At 61.9% G+C, this 19,520-nt stretch carries 23 protein-coding genes; 6 read left to right on the top strand and 17 right to left on the bottom strand.

The window, feature by feature from the left end:
• Positions 1-70: 70 nt before the first annotated feature.
• Positions 71-3,382 carry a hybrid sensor histidine kinase/response regulator gene (locus B7449_RS05490; RefSeq protein ID WP_039736091.1) on the top strand — a complete coding sequence of 1,104 codons (3,312 nt, stop codon included), beginning with the start codon at positions 71-73 and terminating at the stop codon, positions 3,380-3,382.
• Positions 3,379-4,266 carry a response regulator transcription factor gene (locus B7449_RS05485; RefSeq protein WP_039736090.1) on the top strand — a complete coding sequence of 296 codons (888 nt, stop codon included), beginning with the start codon at positions 3,379-3,381 and terminating at the stop codon, positions 4,264-4,266. The genes B7449_RS05490 and B7449_RS05485 overlap by 4 nt, the downstream gene beginning before the upstream one ends.
• A gap of 10 nt (positions 4,267-4,276) precedes the next feature.
• Here B7449_RS05485 and B7449_RS05480 read toward each other — a convergent pair whose 3' ends face one another.
• The 12 genes from B7449_RS05480 to B7449_RS21010 all read right to left on the bottom strand — a co-directional run bounded on the left by B7449_RS05480 (position 4,277) and on the right by B7449_RS21010 (position 12,734).
• The gene (locus B7449_RS05480; RefSeq protein ID WP_039736089.1) at positions 4,277-4,723 is read right to left on the bottom strand and encodes a hypothetical protein; all 447 of its coding nucleotides are present in this window, start codon (positions 4,721-4,723) and stop codon (positions 4,277-4,279) included.
• A 66-nt stretch (positions 4,724-4,789) separates the two neighbouring features.
• Positions 4,790-5,989 carry a porin gene (locus B7449_RS05475; protein WP_235721162.1) on the bottom strand — a complete coding sequence of 400 codons (1,200 nt, stop codon included), beginning with the start codon at positions 5,987-5,989 and terminating at the stop codon, positions 4,790-4,792.
• A gap of 303 nt (positions 5,990-6,292) precedes the next feature.
• A complete protein-coding gene (ureG, locus tag B7449_RS05470; protein ID WP_039736088.1) occupies positions 6,293-6,907 on the bottom strand; it encodes an urease accessory protein UreG in 615 nt (204 codons plus the stop codon).
• The gene (locus tag B7449_RS05465) at positions 6,904-7,617 is read right to left on the bottom strand and encodes an urease accessory protein UreF (RefSeq protein ID WP_082084776.1); all 714 of its coding nucleotides are present in this window, start codon (positions 7,615-7,617) and stop codon (positions 6,904-6,906) included. The genes ureG and B7449_RS05465 overlap by 4 nt, the downstream gene beginning before the upstream one ends.
• Positions 7,577-8,086 (bottom strand): urease accessory protein UreE, encoded by a 510-nt coding sequence (locus tag B7449_RS05460; protein WP_039736087.1) that lies wholly within the window; start codon positions 8,084-8,086, stop codon positions 7,577-7,579. Before B7449_RS05460 ends, B7449_RS05465 begins: the two co-directional genes overlap by 41 nt.
• Positions 8,086-9,792, bottom strand: a complete 1,707-nt coding sequence (gene ureC / locus B7449_RS05455) for an urease subunit alpha (protein ID WP_039736086.1) — start codon at positions 9,790-9,792, stop codon at positions 8,086-8,088. Before ureC ends, B7449_RS05460 begins: the two co-directional genes overlap by 1 nt.
• A complete protein-coding gene (locus B7449_RS05450) occupies positions 9,789-10,133 on the bottom strand; it encodes an urease subunit beta (protein WP_039736085.1) in 345 nt (114 codons plus the stop codon). Before B7449_RS05450 ends, ureC begins: the two co-directional genes overlap by 4 nt.
• Positions 10,117-10,419, bottom strand: coding sequence for an urease subunit gamma (locus B7449_RS05445; protein ID WP_039736084.1), 303 nt, complete (start codon positions 10,417-10,419; stop codon positions 10,117-10,119). The genes B7449_RS05450 and B7449_RS05445 overlap by 17 nt, the downstream gene beginning before the upstream one ends.
• Positions 10,420-10,462: 43 nt before the next feature.
• A complete protein-coding gene (locus B7449_RS05440; protein WP_235721161.1) occupies positions 10,463-11,287 on the bottom strand; it encodes an urease accessory protein UreD in 825 nt (274 codons plus the stop codon).
• Positions 11,288-11,508: 221 nt separating this feature from the next.
• A complete protein-coding gene (locus B7449_RS21015) occupies positions 11,509-11,697 on the bottom strand; it encodes a hypothetical protein (RefSeq protein ID WP_039736082.1) in 189 nt (62 codons plus the stop codon).
• Positions 11,698-11,795: 98 nt separating this feature from the next.
• Positions 11,796-12,329 (bottom strand): DUF4142 domain-containing protein, encoded by a 534-nt coding sequence (locus B7449_RS05430; RefSeq protein ID WP_039736111.1) that lies wholly within the window; start codon positions 12,327-12,329, stop codon positions 11,796-11,798.
• 225 nt (positions 12,330-12,554) lie between these two features.
• Positions 12,555-12,734, bottom strand: coding sequence for a hypothetical protein (locus tag B7449_RS21010; RefSeq protein ID WP_039736081.1), 180 nt, complete (start codon positions 12,732-12,734; stop codon positions 12,555-12,557).
• A gap of 361 nt (positions 12,735-13,095) precedes the next feature.
• On the opposite strand from B7449_RS21010, the gene B7449_RS05420 reads away from it, so the two are divergent.
• Positions 13,096-13,563 (top strand): hypothetical protein, encoded by a 468-nt coding sequence (locus B7449_RS05420; protein WP_039736080.1) that lies wholly within the window; start codon positions 13,096-13,098, stop codon positions 13,561-13,563.
• A gap of 53 nt (positions 13,564-13,616) precedes the next feature.
• Here the strand turns inward: B7449_RS05420 and B7449_RS05415 are convergent, their stop codons facing one another.
• Complete coding sequence (locus B7449_RS05415) at positions 13,617-14,306, bottom strand: YfdX family protein (RefSeq protein WP_039736079.1); 690 nt, start codon at positions 14,304-14,306, stop codon at positions 13,617-13,619.
• Between the two features lie 175 nt (positions 14,307-14,481).
• Between B7449_RS05415 and B7449_RS05410 the strand changes: the two genes are divergently transcribed.
• Both B7449_RS05410 and B7449_RS05400 read left to right on the top strand, forming a co-directional pair.
• Positions 14,482-14,868 (top strand): VOC family protein, encoded by a 387-nt coding sequence (locus B7449_RS05410; RefSeq protein ID WP_039736078.1) that lies wholly within the window; start codon positions 14,482-14,484, stop codon positions 14,866-14,868.
• A gap of 375 nt (positions 14,869-15,243) precedes the next feature.
• On the top strand, positions 15,244-15,756 hold the full coding sequence (locus tag B7449_RS05400; protein ID WP_039736075.1) for a DUF3574 domain-containing protein: 513 nt from the start codon (positions 15,244-15,246) through the stop codon (positions 15,754-15,756).
• A gap of 21 nt (positions 15,757-15,777) precedes the next feature.
• On the opposite strand, the gene B7449_RS05395 is transcribed toward B7449_RS05400, so the two are convergent.
• Entirely contained in the window at positions 15,778-16,578 is an 801-nt protein-coding gene (locus tag B7449_RS05395; protein ID WP_039736110.1) for an SDR family NAD(P)-dependent oxidoreductase, read from the bottom strand.
• Positions 16,579-16,760: 182 nt separating this feature from the next.
• The gene (locus B7449_RS05390; RefSeq protein ID WP_039736074.1) at positions 16,761-17,504 is read right to left on the bottom strand and encodes a CDP-diacylglycerol diphosphatase; all 744 of its coding nucleotides are present in this window, start codon (positions 17,502-17,504) and stop codon (positions 16,761-16,763) included.
• Between the two features lie 199 nt (positions 17,505-17,703).
• Here B7449_RS05390 and B7449_RS21005 point away from each other — a divergent pair, with 199 nt between their 5' ends.
• Entirely contained in the window at positions 17,704-17,880 is a 177-nt protein-coding gene (locus tag B7449_RS21005; RefSeq protein ID WP_159108151.1) for a hypothetical protein, read from the top strand.
• Here B7449_RS21005 and B7449_RS05385 read toward each other — a convergent pair.
• Together B7449_RS05385 and B7449_RS05380 are read right to left on the bottom strand one after the other, a co-directional pair.
• A complete protein-coding gene (locus tag B7449_RS05385; protein WP_039736073.1) occupies positions 17,845-19,131 on the bottom strand; it encodes an Hsp70 family protein in 1,287 nt (428 codons plus the stop codon). The genes B7449_RS21005 and B7449_RS05385 overlap by 36 nt on opposite strands.
• A gap of 68 nt (positions 19,132-19,199) precedes the next feature.
• The gene (locus B7449_RS05380; protein ID WP_232275950.1) at positions 19,200-19,508 is read right to left on the bottom strand and encodes a hypothetical protein; all 309 of its coding nucleotides are present in this window, start codon (positions 19,506-19,508) and stop codon (positions 19,200-19,202) included.
• Positions 19,509-19,520 lie beyond the last annotated feature (12 nt).

The raw sequence follows: 19,520 nt of genomic DNA, 5'->3' as shown, positions 1-19,520 counted from the left end.
GCGTATGTCCCGCCGCCCGTTCCGTTACGATGATGGGCACGACCACCCCAAGCCGTGGAAGCCGTAAACCTTGCCGCATCCGACCAGCCGCCTGCGTATCGTGCGCCCCCGCCGGGCCTACAGCCGCTGGGCCGCCGACCAGACGTTCGAGGACTACGCCCTGCGCTTCACCGCACGCCGCGCCCGCACGGCAACGCCCATGCGCGCGGCACTGACGGCGCTGGGGTCGATTTCGTTCCTGGCGCTGGAGGCCATGGGCGGCACGCTGACGCTGGCCTTCGGGTTTGCCAATACGGCGGCAGCCATCGCCCTTGTCACCGCCGTCATCTTCACCGTCACCCTGCCGTTATGCGTGACGGCGGCGCGGGCGGGGCTGGATATCGACCTGCTGACGCGCGGCACGGGGTTCGGCTATATCGGCTCGACCATCACCTCCCTGCTTTATGCCAGCTTTACCTTCATCTTCTTCGGGCTGGAGGCGGCGATCCTGGCGGGCACGCTGCACACGCTGCTGGGCATGCCGCTATGGCTGGCCTACCTGCTGTGCGCGGCCATCGTCATTCCACTGGTCACGTGGGGGATCACCTTCATCGCCCGCTTCCAGATCGCGACACAGCCAGTATGGTTCGCGCTGAACATCATTCCGCTGGCCGTGCTGGCGGCAGCACATCCCGACCTGCTGCATGAATGGACGCATTCAGGTGGCCTGCTGACCCGGCCCGGCATACTGGACCCCATTGCCATCGGCACGGCGGCCTCGCTCATGATCGTGCTGGTGTGCCAGAGCGCCGAGCAGATCGATTTCCTGCGCTTCCTGCCCCCCCCCACCGCCGCCAACCGGCGGCAGTGGTGGACCGCGCTGGTGCTGGGGGGGCCGGGCTGGGTGGTGCTGGACGCGTTCAAGCTGCTGGCGGGATCATTCCTTGCATGGATCATCCTGCGGGCCGGTTTTTCCGCAACGCAGGCGGTGCAGCCCGGCCTTATGTACCGCTTTGCATGGGGCACGTTCACGCCGGCCCCACTGGCCACGTTCCTGACGGTCGTGCTGGTCGCGCTGGCGCAGGTCAAGGTCAACATAACCAATGCCTATGCCGGGTCGCTGGCATGGTCGAATTTCTTCTCGCGCCTGACGCATACCCATCCGGGGCGGGTGTTCTATGTCGTATTCAATGTCGCCATCGCCCTTGTGCTGATGGAAGCGGGGCTGGTCAGCACCATCCAGACCGGCATCACGCTGTATGGCGTGCTGGCATGTGCGTGGATTGGCGCGATCCTGGGGGACGTGACCATATGCAAGCCGCTTGGCCTCAGCCCCGCGCTGGTGGAGTTCAAGCGGGCGCTGCTGCCGGATTTCAATATTGTGGGGCTGGGTGCATGGGGGCTGGCGGCGGGTCTGGGCATGGCCGCCTACCTGGGGGTCTTTGGCATTTACGCCAGCGCCTATGCCCCGTTCCTTACGCTGGCGGCAGCCTGCCTCACGGCCCCCCTGCTGGCATGGCTGACCCATGGCCGCACCTATCTGGCGCGCCGGCAGCCAGCCGACTGGAACAGCCGCCCGGCCATGACATGCGTCATATGCGAACATACGTTCGAACCGGAGGACATGGCGCCCTGCCCTGCTTATGGCGGCACGATCTGTTCGCTGTGCTGCTCGCTTGACGGACGCTGCCGCGATCGCTGCAAGCCGGTCTCCACCCGCATGAACCGGCAGATGGCCGCCCCCCTGCGCATCCTGCCGCCCGCGCTGCGCCGCCGGGTGATGGCGCCAGGCGGGCGGTTTTCGCTCATGCTGGGCGGTATCACGCTTGGCCTCGGGCTGGTGGCATGGCGGATGGGGCAGCCATGGAATGGCACGGTGCTGCTTGTATTCGTGGCCTGCGCCGTCGGGGCGTGGCTGCTGGTCATGGCGCAGGAAGGCCGACGCACCGCCACGCATGAAACACTGCACCAGACGCGCCTGCTCATGAACGAAATCCGTGCCCGCCGCCGTACCGACCATGCCCTCAAGCTGGCACGGGAAAAAGCGGAAGCGGCAAGTCTGGCCAAAACCCGTTATATCAGTGGCATAAGCCATGAAATCCGCTCGCCACTGAACGCCATCATGGGCTACATCCAGCTTCTGCAGCATGATGCGCGCCTGCCGCCCGAACGTCACAAGGCGCTGGGCATCATGCGTGAAAGTGGCGAGCACATCACCAGCATCCTGTCCGGCCTGCTGGACATATCGCGCATCGAGGCCGGACGTATCGAACTCCATGCCGATACCATCGCCCTGCCCGCCTTCCTTGAATCCGTCGCCCAGATGATCCGCCCGCAGGCAATGGCCAGGGGGCTGAATCTGATCTGGCAACCCGGCTACCTACCCGCCGTGGTGACGTGCGACGAACACCGCCTGCGCCAGATCCTGCTCAACCTGCTGTCCAACGCGGTCAAGTTCACCCGCCGTGGCAGCGTGACATTCACGGCGCGCTGGCACGGGCAGATCGCGGAATTCATCATAGCCGACACCGGCCCCGGCATTGCGGAAGAAGACTATGGCCGCATATTCGAACCCTTCGAGCGCGGCAGTGGCAGCGCGGGCGTGCCGGGCACCGGGCTGGGGCTGACCATTACCAGACTGCTGACGGAAATCCTTGGCGGTGAACTGACATTTACCAGCACGCCGGGCGCAGGATCGCGCTTTCGCGTGCGCCTGATGCTGTCGGACCGGCAGGTGGAACTTGCCCCGCAGCTACCGGCCTTCCCGGTCGGGTATGACGGGCCCTTGCGCACCGTGCTGGTGGTGGATGACAATGCCGAACACCGGCTGATCATGCGCGAAATCCTTGAACGGTGCGGCTTCGTGTTCGAGGGCGCGGAAAGTGGCACGGAATGTCTTGACCGCCTGCCCTTCGTGCGGCCGGACCTGCTGCTGCTGGACCTGTCCATGCCGGGCATGGACGGACGCGACCTTGCGCTGCGCATACGGCAGTCGCCCTTTGCCGCCGTGCCGATCATGTTCCTGACCGGCAATCTGGTGGAAAGCGCGAACCGGCATGTCCCCTCGCTTGATGACTGTCCCGTGCTGGGCAAGCCGGTGAATCTGTCCGTGCTTGTGACCGAAATCGGGCGGATGCTTGACCTGTCATGGAATTTCCCGACAGTCGATACGGCTGAAACGGCCGATGGGCCGACGATCCCCGCGACAGCACTGCCGGAGGCGGAGCGTGAGGCGCTTCTGGCGCTGCTCAATGGCGGCAACATGCGGCGCGTGCGTGAGCGTCTCCTTACGCTCCAGACCGAAAATCCCGCCCTGCGTGAGGCCATCGCGCCGCTGTGTGAACTTGCCGCCGCCTATCAACTGGAAGCCCTGCGCCATCATCTGGAGCCACCCGCGCCATGACAACGCCCGATACATCGCGCAAGACCGTCCTCGTCATTGATGACGACCCTGCCGTACTTGGCCTGATGGATGAGAAACTGGCGGAAGGCGGCTATACCGTCCTGCTGGCGCAGTCCGGCAGTACGGCACTGGAAGTGACCGCGCGCACCGTGCCCGACCTGGTCATGGTCGATGCCCTCATGCCCGGCATGAACGGGTGGGATGTGTGCGCCGCCCTGCGCCATGACATGCGGCTGACTGCGGTGCCCATCATCTTCATGACCGGCCTGACCGAGACGGAACACGTCATCCGCGCCTTTGAGGCCGGCGCCGCGGATTACGTGACAAAACCGTTGCGGCTGGAGGAAGTCATGGCCCGCATTGGCGTGCGGATGGAAGCGGCGGCGCGCATCCGTTCCGCCCATGGCGCGCTCGACCATGCCGGGCGTTTCCTGTTCGCCACCAGCCGCACCGGCGCCGTGCTGTGGGCCACCCCGCAGGCCCGGCTGATCCTGGATGAACTGGCGGGCATGACGGGGGCCGCCATTCCCCTGCCCGACACGCTGCCCGCGCCCGGTGGCGTGCTGATGCGCCAGAGCATGGGGGAAAACGCGTTTGTCCTGACGCTGGTCGGCGCCACCGGGCCGGACGAACTGCTGCTGCGCATTGCCCGACAGGCCCTGTTTCCCGAAAAGATACTGCGCGACCGGCTGGGCCTGAGCGCGCGGGAGGCGGAAGTGCTGTTATGGATATCGCGCGGCAAGACCAGCCGCGACATTGCCGACATCCTGCAGGTCAGCCCGCGCACGATCGACAAGCATATCGAGCAGATCTACAACAAGACCGGCCTGAGTACGCGCGCGGCGGCCGCGGCCACCGCATCGCGCCTGCTGCAGGAGGGATAGCAACTGCCCCTTACCGGGCCGTGCGCGCGCCTTCATCGGAAAGCCGTTCCTGCTGCATGTCGGGGGCATTGACCTCCGGACACAGCTTACGCTGTTCGTAGCGGCGCACATCCGCCAGTTTCTGCCGTACCCTGTCCAGACTGCGCTCGGTCGCATCCTCCTGAATGGGATGACCTGCAGGGGTAAGGGTGGCCCCCTTCATGATGCCGAAGCCCGGCACGGGGTCAAACTTTACAAAAAAGCCTTTTTCCTCGGGTGCCGCATCCTTTGCAACGGCGCTGGCTTCGCTGTGCTGCAATACATCCAGGCGGTCGGACAGGCGCACGTCTTCCACCAGCAGGTGGCGGCAATCCAGCGTTTCGGGCGCGGGCTTCGGCGCCGCATGCACCATGACCGGCGCGCACCCGCAGGCCAGCATGACAGCGGCACCCATGACCTGTCGCGTGAAGATCAGCATTCGGATATCTCCCGGCGGTGGCGGCAGCCTGCCCGCCTTTTCAATAATGTGACTGGCAAGACGGCGTCAGTACTGGAACTGCATGCCCAGCAGGAAGGCACCGATGGCACGCGCCCCCTGGGGCTTGTAGCGGGCATAATCAAAGGTAAAGCGCAGGTTGTGCCCGTCCATGACATAATTGGCGCCAGCATCGAACTGCGTGGTCTTGGGGTGGCCGGGCCCGTACATGTCCTTCCGGAACCGGAATTCCTGATAACGCACCAGCGGCTGGATGCGCCCCCAGCCCAGCCTGTAGGGAATGAGGTACGCCGTGCTGGCAAGGAACGCCGTGCCATCATTTATGCCGCCCACATTGCCGTAATCGGCTGATCTCTGCCCATAGCCTGCGGCGATGTCCTTCACGCCGCCGGTATAATACTGGTAATATGCCCCTTCCAGCGTATAGACGCCGCCCCGGGCTTCCTTGCCGATCCGTTTTTCAAACAGGCCATCAATGTTCCACGCCTTGTAATCGCCCTTCTGCTCGGCAGTGCCCACGCCATCGGTTTCGTACTGTCCGGCAAGGCCGATGGCGAGGATGTCCGCCTTACCGTAATAGGTGCTTGCGGTGTAATAGGCAGCCGAGGGTTCGGGATCGAGGAAGTTGTATTCCATCCGGGCGGCGAACAGGGGATGTTCGCCATAGTTGGAACCGCCCCTGACCCAGTTATGCCCCCGGTAAACACCCGCGACATAACGGAAATGGTCCTTGAGCAGCTTGCCCCACACGGCAATGCCATCATCACGTCCCGACCACGCGCCGGGATATTGCGCGACCATCGGAAAGGCGAAAGTGCTGAGAAAATACGGGCCATCAAGGTTGGAGCGGTCACTGGGCGTCAGCATCCGGCCGCCCCAGATATTGAACGCCTTCCACCGTTCGACCTGCAGGATGCCGTCCAGCACGTTCCAGTTCCCGTCGCGCAGGCGTTCAAGGTTCAGGGTGGATTTGACGTATTTGTGGAACTGCGCGCCCATGTAGATACGCAGGTCGTCCGCACTGGCGGCGTCACCATTTTTGGGCATGGTGGTGTCGTGGCTGAGGTACTGCGCCTTGACCCCCAGGCCAAGGGTAAAGAACTGGTCCTTGCCAAAATTGACGGTTGCCCCCGCGCGGGCCTGCTGCGTTGCGGCGACACCGATGACGGCACAGGCCGACAGGATACTGCCGCAACGAAGCAGTCTTTTCTTCCGGTCCGTCATAAACCGGGATACAGGCGCAATCATGAATATCCCCTTGTGGCTGCGGTCACTGGCTGGCGACAGGGAAATATTACGAAATTGCATCGGAAGTGCGGGATGCGTGAAATTACTTAGAACGACCCTTTTCTGGCCTTTTTCCGCGCCTGCGTGGCATAATCCACATGCATGCGCCCCGTCCCGCGGCGCTGCGTGGAACGGGGCGCGTGCCCGGCCATTCATGAAAATAATCAGTCAGTACAGATATATCCGGCACCCTGCCCGCCCCATGCCGGATTGGGGATGGGATCAGGGCACAGGAAACGCCGCGATCGTCACGTCACGGCGATGTCAAAGGCCACCGTGACTGATAATGAAACGTGCAATCGCCTCCACCCCGTCACCTGCGCGGATATTGGCGAACACGAAAGGCCGCTCGCCACGCATGCGCCTGCTGTCACGATCCATGACGCCGAGGTCCGCGCCGACATGCGGCGCAAGATCGATCTTGTTGATGACCAGCAGATCACTGCGTGTAATGCCGGGGCCACCCTTGCGCGGGATCTTGTCACCTGCCGAGACATCGATGACATAAATGGTCAGGTCCGCCAGTTCGGGGCTGAAGGTGGCGGCAAGGTTATCCCCCCCGCTTTCCACCAGCACCAGATCCAGCCCCGCAAAGCGGTCCGTCAGTTCGGCAATGCCTGCAAGGTTGATGCTGGCGTCTTCCCGGATGGCGGTATGCGGGCAGCCGCCGGTCTCGATCCCCATGATCCGTTCGGGCGGCAGCGAACCCGCGCGGGTCAGGAACTCCGCATCCTCGCGCGTGTAGATATCATTCGTGATGGCGGCGATATTGTAGTCATCACGAAAACGGCGGCACAGCGCATCCATCAGTGCCGTCTTGCCCGTGCCGACCGGGCCACCGATACCAACGCGCAGCGGACCGTGTTCTGCCTTTGTCATGTCCTGAACAACCTCGTTTCCTGAGTTTCATGATGCATGGCCGCAAGGTCGGAGCCGAAACAGGCCCCGCCAACATCTTCCAGCGTCCGGTCCTGCGCGCGCCGCGCGGTTTCCGCCAGCACGGATTCCAGCCGGGACAGTGCACGCAGCCCGTCCGTCTGCCCCAGCGGCACCAGCCTTACAGCGGCGGAGACAAGGGCAGCCACCGCCGCATACCCGCCCGACAGCATGGCCTGCCCGCACGCAACGCCCCCACGGCGGAAAACAAGTCCCTGCGCCACCGGCAGGGGCCAGCGCACGCCCGCCATCGCAGCCTTCGGTGGCACGACATCCCATACCCCTGCGGCACGCAGGAAGGCTTCGCCCTGATAGACTGTTTCCTCATACCGCTCACGTGATGACGCGCAGGCGCAGGCGAACCGGGCAATGTCGCGCAGGCGCGCGTCATCCGCGCCAGCAGTCCATGCCGCATGCATGATGATCAGGTCATTGCCCAGACTGCCGTGCCGCAACAGGGCGCCGATCCATGCGCACAACGTCTCCACATCGCGCACGGCGCCGCGTTCGACCGCCCATTCCAGCCCATGGCTGTAGGCGTAGCCGCCCGTGGGAAACGCGGGTGACACCCATGACAGCAGGCGCAGGAAATCCTGCCCGACCGGCGCGTGTTCAGTCATGTGGATGATGGTGATGGCCGCTGGCGTGATCATGGGAATGGGCATGGTCGTGACCATGCGTGCCCGTCCGCCCGGCATAGGCCCCGCTTTCGGGATCAAAGGGGGCCTGCACGTTGCGCACATGACCGCCAAGGCCACGGACCATATCGGCAATGACATGGTCATAACGCACCAGAATGCATCGTTCCCCAATGGCCGCAGGCAGGTGCCGGTTGCCCAGATGCCACGCCAGCCGCAGCAGGTGCAGCGCATCGTGCGCCGTGACTTCCATCAGGTCTTCCGGCACGGCCTCGACCCGTATGATACGGCCATCCTCCAGCCGCAGGCCCTCGCCATCATGCAGCAGCCGGGCATGGTCCAGTTCCAGCAGCACCCTGCCGCCCGACCGCAGGGGCAGCATCATGCGCCGACGATGGCGGCCTTCGTAATCAGCTGCGAACACATCCGTCGCATCAGTCGGTGTCCAGCTACCTGCTGGCAGGATTTCGGCAACACGGGTCATCAGAACAGGAAATACCTCTGGGCCATGGGCAGGATGTCGGCAGGTTCGCATGTCAGCAGCACGCCGTCGGCACGCACTTCATACGTTTCGGGATCAACCTCGATATGCGGCATGGCATCGTTATGGATCATGCTGCGCTTGCCAATCCCGCCGCGCGTGTTGGAAACGGCGGACAGGCTTTTACGCAGGCCAAGTTTCCGGCCGATATCATCTTCAAGGGCCGCGTTTGACACGAAGGTCAGGCTTGTATGCGTCAGCGCACCGCCATAGCCGCCAAACATCATGCGGCCATGAACCGGCTGTGGCGTGGGGATGGAGGCGTTCGGGTCGCCCATCATGGCATAGGCGATGGCCCCACCCTTGATGACAAGATCTGGCTTCACGCCAAAAAAAGCAGGCTCCCACAATACCAGGTCGGCCAGTTTGCCCACCGCGATGGACCCGACTTCATGCGACAGGCCATGGGCGATGGCGGGGTTGATGGTGTATTTGGCGATATAGCGTTTGACGCGGTTGTTGTCCGCCGCGCCATCGCCCGGCAGCGCACCACGCTGGCTTTTCATCTTGTGGGCGGTCTGCCACGTACGCAGCGGCACTTCGCCGACCCGGCCCATGGCCTGACTGTCGGATGACATCATCGACAGTACGCCCATGTCGTGGAAAATGTCCTCCGCCGCGATGGTCTCGCGCCGGATGCGGCTTTCGGCAAACGCAATATCTTCCGGCACCCTGGGGTCAAGATGATGACAGACCATGAGCATGTCCAGATGCTCATCCAGCGTATTGCGCGTATAGGGCCGCGTGGGATTGGTGGAAGACGGCAGAACGTTGGGCAGTCCCGCCACCCTGATGATGTCCGGCGCATGGCCACCGCCTGCCCCTTCGGTATGGAAGGCATGGATCGTGCGCCCCTGGAAGGCTGCAATCGTATCTTCCACAAAGCCGCTTTCGTTCAGCGTGTCGGTATGGATCATGACCTGCACGTCCATCCGGTCGGCAACACCAAGGCAGCAGTCGATGGCTGCGGGGGTGGAGCCCCAGTCCTCATGCAGTTTCAGGCAGCTCGCCCCGGCGCGGACCATTTCCTCCAGCCCTTCGGGGCGGGAGGCATTGCCCTTGCCCGCAAAAGCCAGGTTGACGGGAAACGCGTCGGCCGCCTGCAGCATGCGGGCCAGATGCCACGGCCCCGGCGTGCAGGTGGTGGCCGCCGTGCCCGTGGCCGGTCCCGTACCACCACCCAGCATGGTGGTGATGCCCGAGGCCAGCGCTTCCTCAATCTGCTGTGGGCAGATGAAGTGAATGTGGCTGTCCATGCCACCGGCGGTCAGGATCTTCCCTTCCCCCGCAATGATTTCCGTGCCCGGACCGATGATGATGTCCACCCCGGGCTGGATGTCCGGGTTGCCCGCCTTGCCGATCGCCGCGATCCGTCCGTCACGCAGTGCCACATCGGCCTTGACGATGCCCCAGTGGTCTATAACCAGCGCGTTGGTGATGACGGTATCCGCCGCTCCCTGCGCGCGGGTGGCCTGTGACTGGCCCATGCCATCACGGATGGTCTTGCCCCCGCCAAAGCGCACTTCCTCGCCATAGGTGGTGAAGTCCTTTTCCACCTCCACCAGCAGGTTCGTATCCGCCAGCCGCACGCGGTCGCCCGTGGTCGGACCGAACTGGCCTGCGTAGTCATGCCGTGCAAGACGGGTCATTCGCCCACGCTCCCCATCACATCGCCCCTGAAACCGATCACACGCCGCAGCCCACGCAGGGGGACCAGCGTCACATCGCGCTCCTGCCCCGGCTCAAACCGCACCGCGCCGCCGGATGGCACATCCAGCCGCCAGCCCAGTGCCTGCGCACGGTCAAGATGCAGGGCGGGATTGACCTCGGCAAAATGGTAGTGACTGCCGACCTGCACGGGGCGGTCACCGGTATTGATGACGCGCAGCACACGACGCGGCTGCCCTTCATTCAGGGTGATGTCACCATTGGCAGGCAGGATCTCGCCCGGCACGGCGCCTTCGGGCAGGGGGTCAGCGTATCGGGTCATGGACTGTCACCAGCTTCGTGCCATCGGGAAAGGTTGCTTCGACCTGTACATCATGGATCATTTCGGCCACGCCGGGCATGACCTGCGCGCGCGTCAGCACATGGCCACCACTGGTCATGAGTTCGGCCACGCTCAGCCCATCGCGTGCGCCTTCCACCACGTGGTCGGTAATCAGGGCCACGGCCTCGGGGTAGTTCAGGCGCACGCCACGGTCCAGCCTGCGCCGGGCCACCATGGCCGCCATGGAAATCAGCAGCTTGTCCTTTTCCCGCGGTGTCAGCTTCATGTATCGATCCGTTCCCTTGTGCGCCTGTCCGGCGCCTCCATCATCATGACCGCCACGTGGACGGCATGGGCCGTGCGTCGCGCAGCACGGGCAGGATGTGCCGCACCGCGACCTCCAGCGGCCACCCGCCGGGGGCCAGCCCCCTTGCCACCAGCATGCCATTCCACGCGGAGGCGGCAAACCCCGCACATTCGGGGGCAGTCAGCCGCGACCGCAGCGCAGGCAGCAGGTCCATGGCCTGCGGGCTGACCAGCACCAGGGTCGCAACAGCCCCCTGTCCGCCCATGACGGCGGGTTGCGCCAGCAGGGCCGAAACATCCGTGCTGTCCAGCCGCAGCATGTCTTCCAACAGCAGTTCGCCATCCCGCCGGATGGACAGCCGGTCGCGCACGCCCAGCCGCGACAGATGCTCACCCGAGCCCCTGCGGCCGAATATCCGGTTTTCCAGAAAAAGGAAGGAGGCGGAGCCGGCCATGTCCACCGTCATGTGACGGTGGAGGCGGCTGCCATCAAAGAAGATCGTGCCATGCGGAAGCCATTCCAGCCGCGCATTAGCGGCAACATGGCATGAAACCGCGATTTCAGCTGGCGCGTCATCGGGACGGGCGCGATAGATCCGCTCCGCCGCCTGCGATGTCACCAGCAGGTCCGTTCCCTCGCCACAGGCAAGGTGGCCCTCGATACGGTCGCCTGCGGCAACGCCACCGGATATGTTGACGGTCGCGGCCTCCATCCCCTGCCCCACGATACGCGGAAACAGCAGGCGACAGCATCCCGCCTGCACCAGGTCGGCCATGCGCGTGCGCGAACCATCGGCCCTGACGTCCAGCCCGAACTGCCCTCTTGCACGCTGGAGAGGCGTAATCACAAACTCCACTTCCATCCAGATCCGACTACCGTAACCTTACAGACCCTGCATGACAGGTCCATTGCGTAAAATTGCGTAGGCCACGACATCCGGCCAGGGGCGTCCGGTCGAACCGGTGATGCCGGGATGGATCAGGTGGATGTGGCAGGAACCGGACAAATGCCAGCCCTGTATGGGGCCGGCATTCGTGTCATGCATGTCGTCATGTTCATGCCAGCGTATCAGAATCTGGGTAGCGGGATCTGTGGAAAGAACCAGCATACCATGGCGATCAGCGTGACAAAGAACACGACCATGCACCCGACAATAAAACCATGCCGTTTCTGTTCAGGCGTTGTGAATGGCGGGGCGTTGGTGGGATTGACAGGAGCACGCCCGTCGCGCGGATTTCCATCGGATGAATACTTCATTGGAACCATCCTTTGCCCGATATCCGGGTTCAGCATCATGCATTGCGAAAAGTTGCAGCCAACGGAGCAGCATGGACACGAACACGATATCCCGTCATCTATTGCGGAAGGGATCTTGCCGCCCGCAGGTGATTTTCAAGCATGGGCAACGTATTGGCCGCCCATGTTTTCAGGGATGCGTTTTCACCATGTTCAGCATAGCGACGGAACAGGGAGACGGCATCCTCGTGCCCTGAAATCTGGTCCGTTCTGTACTGTAGCGCGAAATCACGGCCATGCAGGCCCTTGAGCTTGTCGAGTTCATCCTGATGGCTTTCATCAAGCGCGGTTGGCGGCTGTACCTGCACATTACCGCTGCGCAGAAGGTCCTGCAGGGCGGCGGATGTCTTTTTATGGTCTTCGACCATTTGCGTGGCGAATGACGTCAGGGCCGGGCTGTTGCCCTGCAGCGCCAGTTCACTGGACTGGATTTCAAACATGTCGCTGATTGTGGCGAGCTTGATGAAATCCTCCGTTCGCGGGGCAATGCCCATAAGGGAATTGACCCCCGTCTTTTCGGGTATGGACTGCGCCACGGCGGGAGCGGACATGCATATCGCCAACCCCAGCATTGCCATCATGCTTTTCTTCATTGGGATTACTCCAGATGGTTGAAAATGGACATGATCGCGCACAACGGCCCCGCCATTGCGGTAGGTCGGCACAGGGACCATGCTGCCCGGCACGTTCATGAATATCCCGGCCGGACAATCAGATATGGAAAGCAGGGGCACCGTCGGCTGCATCGGAACATACGGGCAGGCTGACGGTTTTCCCCCAAAAAAAAGCGGACCCCGCAAAGGGACCGCCCGTTCCGTTCAGGATTTTTCGCAGCCGTAGCCCGCATCGTACCGCCCACCCCGGCAGTCGGCTGCCGCCGCATGCCGGGAAGCATCGACGCAGTTGCCCGGCTTGTGCGCAGCCGCGCCGCCATGACGGTCGGTGAAGGCCATTGCTGTCAGACTGGTGCGTTCGCGCTGGTTGATGCGATAAACCATGATCGTTCACCTTTTTACAGCGCGGTTGCCTTATAAGATCCTTGTTTTTCCCCGGCCCCGACCGGAGCCATGATGGGGAAGCAATCGTGCATACCCACGCTGTAAACAGATCAACGGAACAGGGCGTGGACGGTTCCGGCGCCATCCATCAAAATAAAAAAATAATATTACATCACTGGTTTATGAATTGGGTATCGGGTTCATAATATAAAAACCGGAACGTCCCCCATTCTTCCCTTGAAACCGTTGCAGGCGGAAAGCATGTGAAAAGACAGGCTATGACTGTCAGCGCGACCCCGGGCACGCCCCGGCCCGAAAAGTCACCTGCACAACCCGCCCACAGGAATGACGGAACCACTCAATGCAACATCTGTCACGCTTCGCCTTTGCCTGCGCAAGTGTCATGCTCATGCTGCTGGCGCTCCTGCTCCTGACATTCGGCATGATCGACCTGCTGTCCGCGCTGGGTCATTCGTGGCATGCGGGGCGGAACGCCATATTGCAGGCCATAAGCTATGTCGTGATTGCAGTCGCGGTGTTCGACGTGGCGAAATATTTCGTGGAAGAGGAGGTCATACAGACAAGCGGCAAGAAAAGTCTGGGCGAAGCACGCGCCAGCCTCACCAAATTCATTACCACCATCATCATCGCGGTATTCATAGAAGGGCTGGTTGGTGTTTTTGAAACCAATACCGGCGCGCCATCCGATATCCTGTATCCCGCCAGCCTGCTGGTGGTGGCGACGGCGATTGTCATATCCCTTGGCGTGTTCCAGCGTCTGAGCGTGGACGCCGAGCGCAAGAAGAAAAAAGTGGGCGGGGAGGAATGACGCCCGTCTCCGGGCGCCCTGCACATGGCGGGGCGCCCGGCCTGGCTGGCCGGTTATTTACTGGCCGGGGCCTGCCTGCGCCCCTGATCGGGGATGGCCGTTTCAGCAAAGTCTTCCGATACGAAGACAAGACTGTCGAGAACCTGCTGCAGCGCCGCTGATGCTTCCTGCGGATGGCGGGCTTCGGTAAAGACGGTGGCACGGTTAACCGCGCCCAGCGTCTGGTCCAGCGGCGCGATCGCCATGATGAAGTCGGCATCTTCCGCCACGACCTGCAGCGTCTGCGCAGCCTGCTGGGTCTTGCCTGCCTTCAGCTGGGCATTGGCGGTGGAAATGGCGGCCTTCTTTTCCGGCGCCAGCGTTTCGCTGCCAATAACTTCACCACCAACCGGCAGCCATGCGACCGGCGTCGTGCCCGCTACATGCCCGCTGGGGGCGGGATGCCGGGGGGCTGGCTGCAGGCTGTTTTCAGCGGCCATGAACCTGCCATTCGCCTTGCCTGCGGCGGTCAGGCGCTTTGTCGCGTCATACAGCGCGGGAATGGCGGCATCGGTCTGGCCTGCATCCAGGGTCTGCTTTGCATTCAGGATATCAGCCATCGCGCGCTGGCCATCAGCGGACAGATGATTGAACGCACGGGTTGCCTTGTATTTTTCCCAGTCCGTATGCAGCGATGCCGCATGCGCGCCAAGTGGTGCTGCAACCAGTCCGGTCACGACGGCCAGTGAAGCAATAAGACGCATGGTTTTCCTTTTTTCGCAAACATGTCAGGTCACTGATCAGCCTGATCGCTGATCCCATCCGGTATTGTTACAAAAAATTGCTCCCCGGTCCACGCTTATTCCCCGCCGTGACGCGGTTGCCGCCCTGTCGTGGCCTATGTCATGATCGCATCCGGACAGAACAGAGGAAACTTTCATGTTTACCCATATCGTCATCGGTTCGAACGATATTGAAGCCTCGAAGAAATTCTATGACAGCACCTTTGAAGCCCTCGATGTGCCGCCGTCGGAAATCAATGCCAAGGGGCGTCTGGTCTATGCCGATCGCACCGGCCGCCTGGTCGTGACCAAGCCGGTCAATGGCCAGCCTGCCACCGCCGCCAATGGCGGGACGATCGGCCTTCATGCCCGTTCGGAAGACGCCGTGCGCGCGTGGCATGCGGCGGGCGTGGCCAATGGCGGCGTAACATGCGAAGACCCGCCGGGCATTCGTCACCATGAATCAGGCGACCTCTACCTTGCCTACCTGCGCGACCCGACCGGCAACAAGCTGTGTGCCATGTATCGTGTCCCGCCAGCATAACGCCATGCGGTCCTGCATTGTGGAAAGAGGCGTTAAAAAATAACATAATGCTGAAATATAAGAGTTCCCGGCGTCGCCTTATATTTTTAAAGGCGACGTTTTATGGAGATTTTTGAAAAAACCTGCACCACACATATCTTCAGGACGTGCAGACTGTATTTGTCTTTTGAAACGGGTGCGGAGCAGACATATCGTGTTTCCGCATCCGCCCTGCATGCCCTGACATGCATGAAACCAGGGACATGGCCATCCGCTGGTGGAAAAAAAACCATGCGCGATCAGGATGGTTGGCGTCATCCCGATACTCTGGTCAAGGGGCGCAGGACATATTATCCTGTTTCCGTAACAAGGCCCTGAATAACATCGGAATAGACAATGACGCGCCAGAACGTTCCACCCATCACGTCACCACGCTGGCATAACCGGCGTTTCATGCCGGTCGTGCTTGCGGCACTGGCAATACCGGGATGGGCACACGCCGCCATGGCGCGTGACCTGCTGACAGCCGCCCCGCCAGCCGCCGCACCCGACATGCTGGGATCGACCTGTTCTGCGGTACATGGTCAGATGGGCCTGCGGGTATCGCTTATGTTCGGGATGTATCGTCCGCACGGTAAAAAAATTACCAAACAGGAATGGAGTGACTTCCTGCGCGATACCGTAACGCCGCGCTTTCCCGCCGGGCTGTCGGTATTCCAGGCAGACGGACAGTGGCAGGATCGTGAAACAGGACGGATCGGGCATGAACCCAGCCATATCATCTGGATTGTCACCCCACCGATCCCTGACCTGTCCGACCGCATCGCGGCCATCCGGCAGGACTACCGCACCCGTTTCCAGCAGCAGTCCGTCGGACTGTCCATTACGGCAGGCTGTAGCTCATTCTGACAGCCTGCCGGGACTGACCGGTCAGATACCGCCGGAAATGGGCAGGTTGACGCCGGTCATGTAACTGGAATCATCACTGAACAGGAACGTCACCACGCCGGGAATTTCGTTAATGTTGCCATAGCGCCGCATGGGGATGCTGCCGATCATCTGCTGCGCCACTTCCTTGGGATCGGTGGAGAAGTACTGGCTTCCGGCCTTCGCCTGAAGCTCCACCTGCCGCTCCCACATGACGCCCGGCCCCATGAAGGCGGGGCTTATGGCGTTGACACGGATATTGTATGGGGCCAGGTCCTTTGCCGCCACTTCGGTCAGGCCGATGATGGCGAATTTGGATGCCCCGTACGCCGCCATGTTGGGCGGTCCCTGCACGCCCGCCATGCTGGCGGTATTGACGATTCCGCCAGATTTACGCGCGACCATATGCCGTGCAACATGCCTGAGCACATGGAACGCGCCGCACACGTTGATCTGCATGACGCGGGCGAAATCGGCTGCGGGATAATCCTGTATCGGGGCGAAAGCCCCCTGATAACCGGCATTGTTGAACAGAAAGTCGATCTGTCCCAGTTCCGCCACCACGGTTTCGACCGTCTGACGGACCTGTTCATCATTCGTAACGTCGCAGGTATAGATATTAATGCGCACGTCATGTTCAAGCAGTGTCGCACGCGCCTGTTCCAGCTTGGCCGCATCAACATCCAACAGCGCCAGATCAGCGCCCTGACTGGCCAGACGGGTCGCCACCGCCAGGCCGATATTACCTGCGGCGCCGGTTACTACGGCTACTTTTCCTGAAAATGGAAGGGGAACACCAGACATATGTATTTCCTTGGTCACAACGGGTCCGGATTGAAGAAAGAAACGACAGCACGCCTGTCCTGCCTTACCCGGCCCGGACAGTACAATGGCTTCCTGCCCTAACGGGTTCCCTGCGGCCCGACTATAGGAAAATGTGAACAGGACCTATCTGGTTATCCACATGAAATTCCTGCCCTGCGGAATCAGGGGAAATGCTGTATCCGGCACTCGTGGTCCTGCAGTTCTTCGCCTGACGCAAGATCGCCATGGGCGATGTCAACACGGTCATCCAGCATCACGAAAGCCGTCTGCCCATCGGGTTGCCTGATGGCGGTGACAACCAGTGTATGCTGTCCCATTTCCCGTGTCGGGTCCGCCAGATCGTGCGCCAGCAGCCCGAAGGGCCGCGCACCTGACAGATCCCCCACACTGACCAGACGGGCACGATAGGCATGCCCGGCAAGTGGCAGGGCGGTCCAGTCGCGCCCAAGGCGCGGCGATGCCCAGTGCAGCGCCACCTTGACATCGGGACGGATGCAATCGACATGGATATGCAACTGGTTCTGGCTACGTCCGTAGGCCGAATTGATGGCCAGGGACATATCCTCTGGCGGTAGCGGATGGGGCAGCCTGCCATTGACACGGGCCGTCTGCCGCCATGCGTAGGCAAAGTAATCCGGCGCGTCCGGACGCGTAACAAGGGGATCTTCCACACCTGTGACCCGTTCCGTCGGGATCAGCAGGTACTGCCCGACCCCGACACGGTCCTTCAGCACGGCGTAACCGGCATGCGTATCGGCTTCCTCACACGGGCCGGCATTCGCCTGCACCGTGCATTTTTCATGCACGATATGCCACAGCACATCGGGGGAACTTCCGGCACGGGCAATACAGCCACAGACCAGCGCCCCTGCCATGACGCCAATTGCCCATGTAATCTTCTTCATCCCGTTTCCCCGCCTTCAGCCCACATGCACATGCTCTCCATTCCCGGCCCGTCGCAACACAACTGGACTGCATGACAGGCAGCCGCCATGGGATTGATAATGCCGCCGACCTTTCAGCCCGATCATGGCATACTCTCTCCCCTTCATGAAGACGCGGATCATACGGCCACTGACAGTGGCGGATCATGATTGTCCATGGATGACCAAGACAATCGCAGCCTGTGAAAATGGCTTACAAGTTCAAGGAGAAATCAGAGAAACGGTTTTTTTGGCAAGGCGACATGTCCCGAAGCTTTTTGAAAAAAGTTTCACCAGAAACCTTTATGCTTTCATTTCACCTTCAGGCGTTGATCAGGGCCAGCCCTTCGGCAACTGATACGAATTCGTTCCCCGTATCCACCCGTTCCGCCCCGAACCGGCGGTTGAACAGGTCGCGCACTGCAGGCACGAACGATGTGCCACCTGTCAGAAACACCCGGTCAATCGCGGTCGCGGGCAGTTGCGCCCGTTCCAGCGCCAGCCCCACCGCATCATCAAACTGCTTCAGGTCAGGGGCAATCCAGCCTTCGAATTCCGCGCGCGTGATTTCACGGTTTATGTGCACGTCGCGGTGGTCATACCGCAGCACCGCCCGGTCAGCGGTGGACAGGTCCCGTTTTACGGCCCCCACCGCGCGATACAGCGCCTGCCCCTGCTGGTCATCAATAATGTTCATCAGCGCATGCAGCCTGTCGGGTTCGGACGCGGTGCAGGCGACATCCGCGATATCGCGCAATGTCTGGGGGGTGCGCATCAGCGCCAGACGGTGCCAGCGCCCGAGGCTTGCATACCATTCGGCCGGAACCGGCAGCGGCTGCCCCCCCATGACGCGATAGGTGGAATGACGGCCCAGTTCCGGCGCGATGACATTGTCAATGATACGGTAATCGAACTGATCGCCCGCAATGCCGACACCGGCATAGCCCAGTGGCGTGGCATGGCGCAGATTGGCGGGATCAAAGCGAAGGATGGAAAAGTCACTGGTGCCGCCGCCGAAATCACCAACCAGCACGGTAGCGGGCGCATCGAGCCGCCGTGCGAAATGCCAGCCTGCCGCCTCGGGCTCCAGCGCCACGTCAACATGGCGGAATCCCGCCGCGCGGAAACTGTCGCGCAGGCGCTCTTCCCCCAGTGCATCATCAGGCCGTTCACCCGCGAAATGCACCGGACGGCCAACCGTGGCCGTAACATCGGCCGGATCGATGCCAAGCGTGCGCATGAGGCATGTCAGGAAACTGGCGATCAGCATTTCCAGCGTCATGACCTGTCCCATCAGGCGGGTCTGACGGAAAGATGCCTGCGCCAGGTAGGACTTCATGGACATGATCAGCCGACTGTCCGCCGGGTCTTCCAGATAGGCGTCGATCGCCGCTGCCCCGATCGCTTCATGCAGGGCGGAGCGTCCCGGCGCCCCCTCCTCCCGCCACAGGCACAAAAGGGTGCGGCAGGTTTCTGCGGGGGGATAATGGGGAAAGGAAAATCGCGCGGGATATGGCCGTCCCTGCGCATCAAGCAGGACCACGACAGTGTTGGTCGTGCCGAAATCTATGCCGAGCCTGACGCCCCGATTGGATCCGATGGAAGACATAACGCCTCAATAGGCATGTGCCCTGCGCATGTCCATCGGCTGACGGGCGTTTTATGCTCCTTTCGCATTCAGGACCCCGACGGCTTCCCCGTCATGAGCCAGAGCATGAGCGCAGGCAGGAAGAAAAAAAGCCCCGTGGCCGCCAGCAGCCACGGCATAAGGAACACCACATCTGTATGCAGCACGAAGCGGCAGATCAGGTTTGCGATCCCCAGCATCGCCACGACACAGAAAAAGGCGCCCGCGTTCATCAGCAGCGTCCGGCCGCCGTTAATTTCCCGGAGTTTCTGTTCCATCATACGATCCCTCGCCTGTCCCGTGCGCCGGTATCCCCGACCGGCCTGCTGTACCCCAAGACCGCGCGGGTTGGAAGCCACACACGCATGCCC

The organism is Komagataeibacter intermedius TF2 (assembly GCF_000964425.1).
In the GTDB taxonomy this organism is placed as follows: domain Bacteria; phylum Pseudomonadota; class Alphaproteobacteria; order Acetobacterales; family Acetobacteraceae; genus Komagataeibacter; species Komagataeibacter intermedius.
The sequence above is the reverse complement of the archived record's forward strand: the minus strand, read 5'-3'. Positions and strand labels throughout refer to the sequence as shown.

Coding starts and splice junctions, on each gene's coding strand:
- B7449_RS05485 (WP_039736090.1), top strand. CDS start 3,379: ATGACAACGCCCGATACATCGCGCAAGACCGTCCTCGTCATTGATGAC.
- B7449_RS05480 (WP_039736089.1), bottom strand. CDS start 4,723: ATGCTGATCTTCACGCGACAGGTCATGGGTGCCGCTGTCATGCTGGCC.
- B7449_RS05475 (WP_235721162.1), bottom strand. CDS start 5,989: ATGATTGCGCCTGTATCCCGGTTTATGACGGACCGGAAGAAAAGACTG.
- ureG (WP_039736088.1), bottom strand. CDS start 6,907: ATGACAAAGGCAGAACACGGTCCGCTGCGCGTTGGTATCGGTGGCCCG.
- B7449_RS05465 (WP_082084776.1), bottom strand. CDS start 7,617: ATGATCACGCCAGCGGCCATCACCATCATCCACATGACTGAACACGCG.
- B7449_RS05460 (WP_039736087.1), bottom strand. CDS start 8,086: ATGACCCGTGTTGCCGAAATCCTGCCAGCAGGTAGCTGGACACCGACT.
- ureC (WP_039736086.1), bottom strand. CDS start 9,792: ATGACCCGTCTTGCACGGCATGACTACGCAGGCCAGTTCGGTCCGACC.
- B7449_RS05450 (WP_039736085.1), bottom strand. CDS start 10,133: ATGACCCGATACGCTGACCCCCTGCCCGAAGGCGCCGTGCCGGGCGAG.
- B7449_RS05445 (WP_039736084.1), bottom strand. CDS start 10,419: ATGAAGCTGACACCGCGGGAAAAGGACAAGCTGCTGATTTCCATGGCG.
- B7449_RS21015 (WP_039736082.1), bottom strand. CDS start 11,697: ATGAAGTATTCATCCGATGGAAATCCGCGCGACGGGCGTGCTCCTGTC.
- B7449_RS05430 (WP_039736111.1), bottom strand. CDS start 12,329: ATGAAGAAAAGCATGATGGCAATGCTGGGGTTGGCGATATGCATGTCC.
- B7449_RS21010 (WP_039736081.1), bottom strand. CDS start 12,734: ATGGTTTATCGCATCAACCAGCGCGAACGCACCAGTCTGACAGCAATG.
- B7449_RS05420 (WP_039736080.1), top strand. CDS start 13,096: ATGCAACATCTGTCACGCTTCGCCTTTGCCTGCGCAAGTGTCATGCTC.
- B7449_RS05415 (WP_039736079.1), bottom strand. CDS start 14,306: ATGCGTCTTATTGCTTCACTGGCCGTCGTGACCGGACTGGTTGCAGCA.
- B7449_RS05410 (WP_039736078.1), top strand. CDS start 14,482: ATGTTTACCCATATCGTCATCGGTTCGAACGATATTGAAGCCTCGAAG.
- B7449_RS05400 (WP_039736075.1), top strand. CDS start 15,244: ATGACGCGCCAGAACGTTCCACCCATCACGTCACCACGCTGGCATAAC.
- B7449_RS05395 (WP_039736110.1), bottom strand. CDS start 16,578: ATGTCTGGTGTTCCCCTTCCATTTTCAGGAAAAGTAGCCGTAGTAACC.
- B7449_RS05390 (WP_039736074.1), bottom strand. CDS start 17,504: ATGAAGAAGATTACATGGGCAATTGGCGTCATGGCAGGGGCGCTGGTC.
- B7449_RS21005 (WP_159108151.1), top strand. CDS start 17,704: ATGACCAAGACAATCGCAGCCTGTGAAAATGGCTTACAAGTTCAAGGA.
- B7449_RS05385 (WP_039736073.1), bottom strand. CDS start 19,131: ATGTCTTCCATCGGATCCAATCGGGGCGTCAGGCTCGGCATAGATTTC.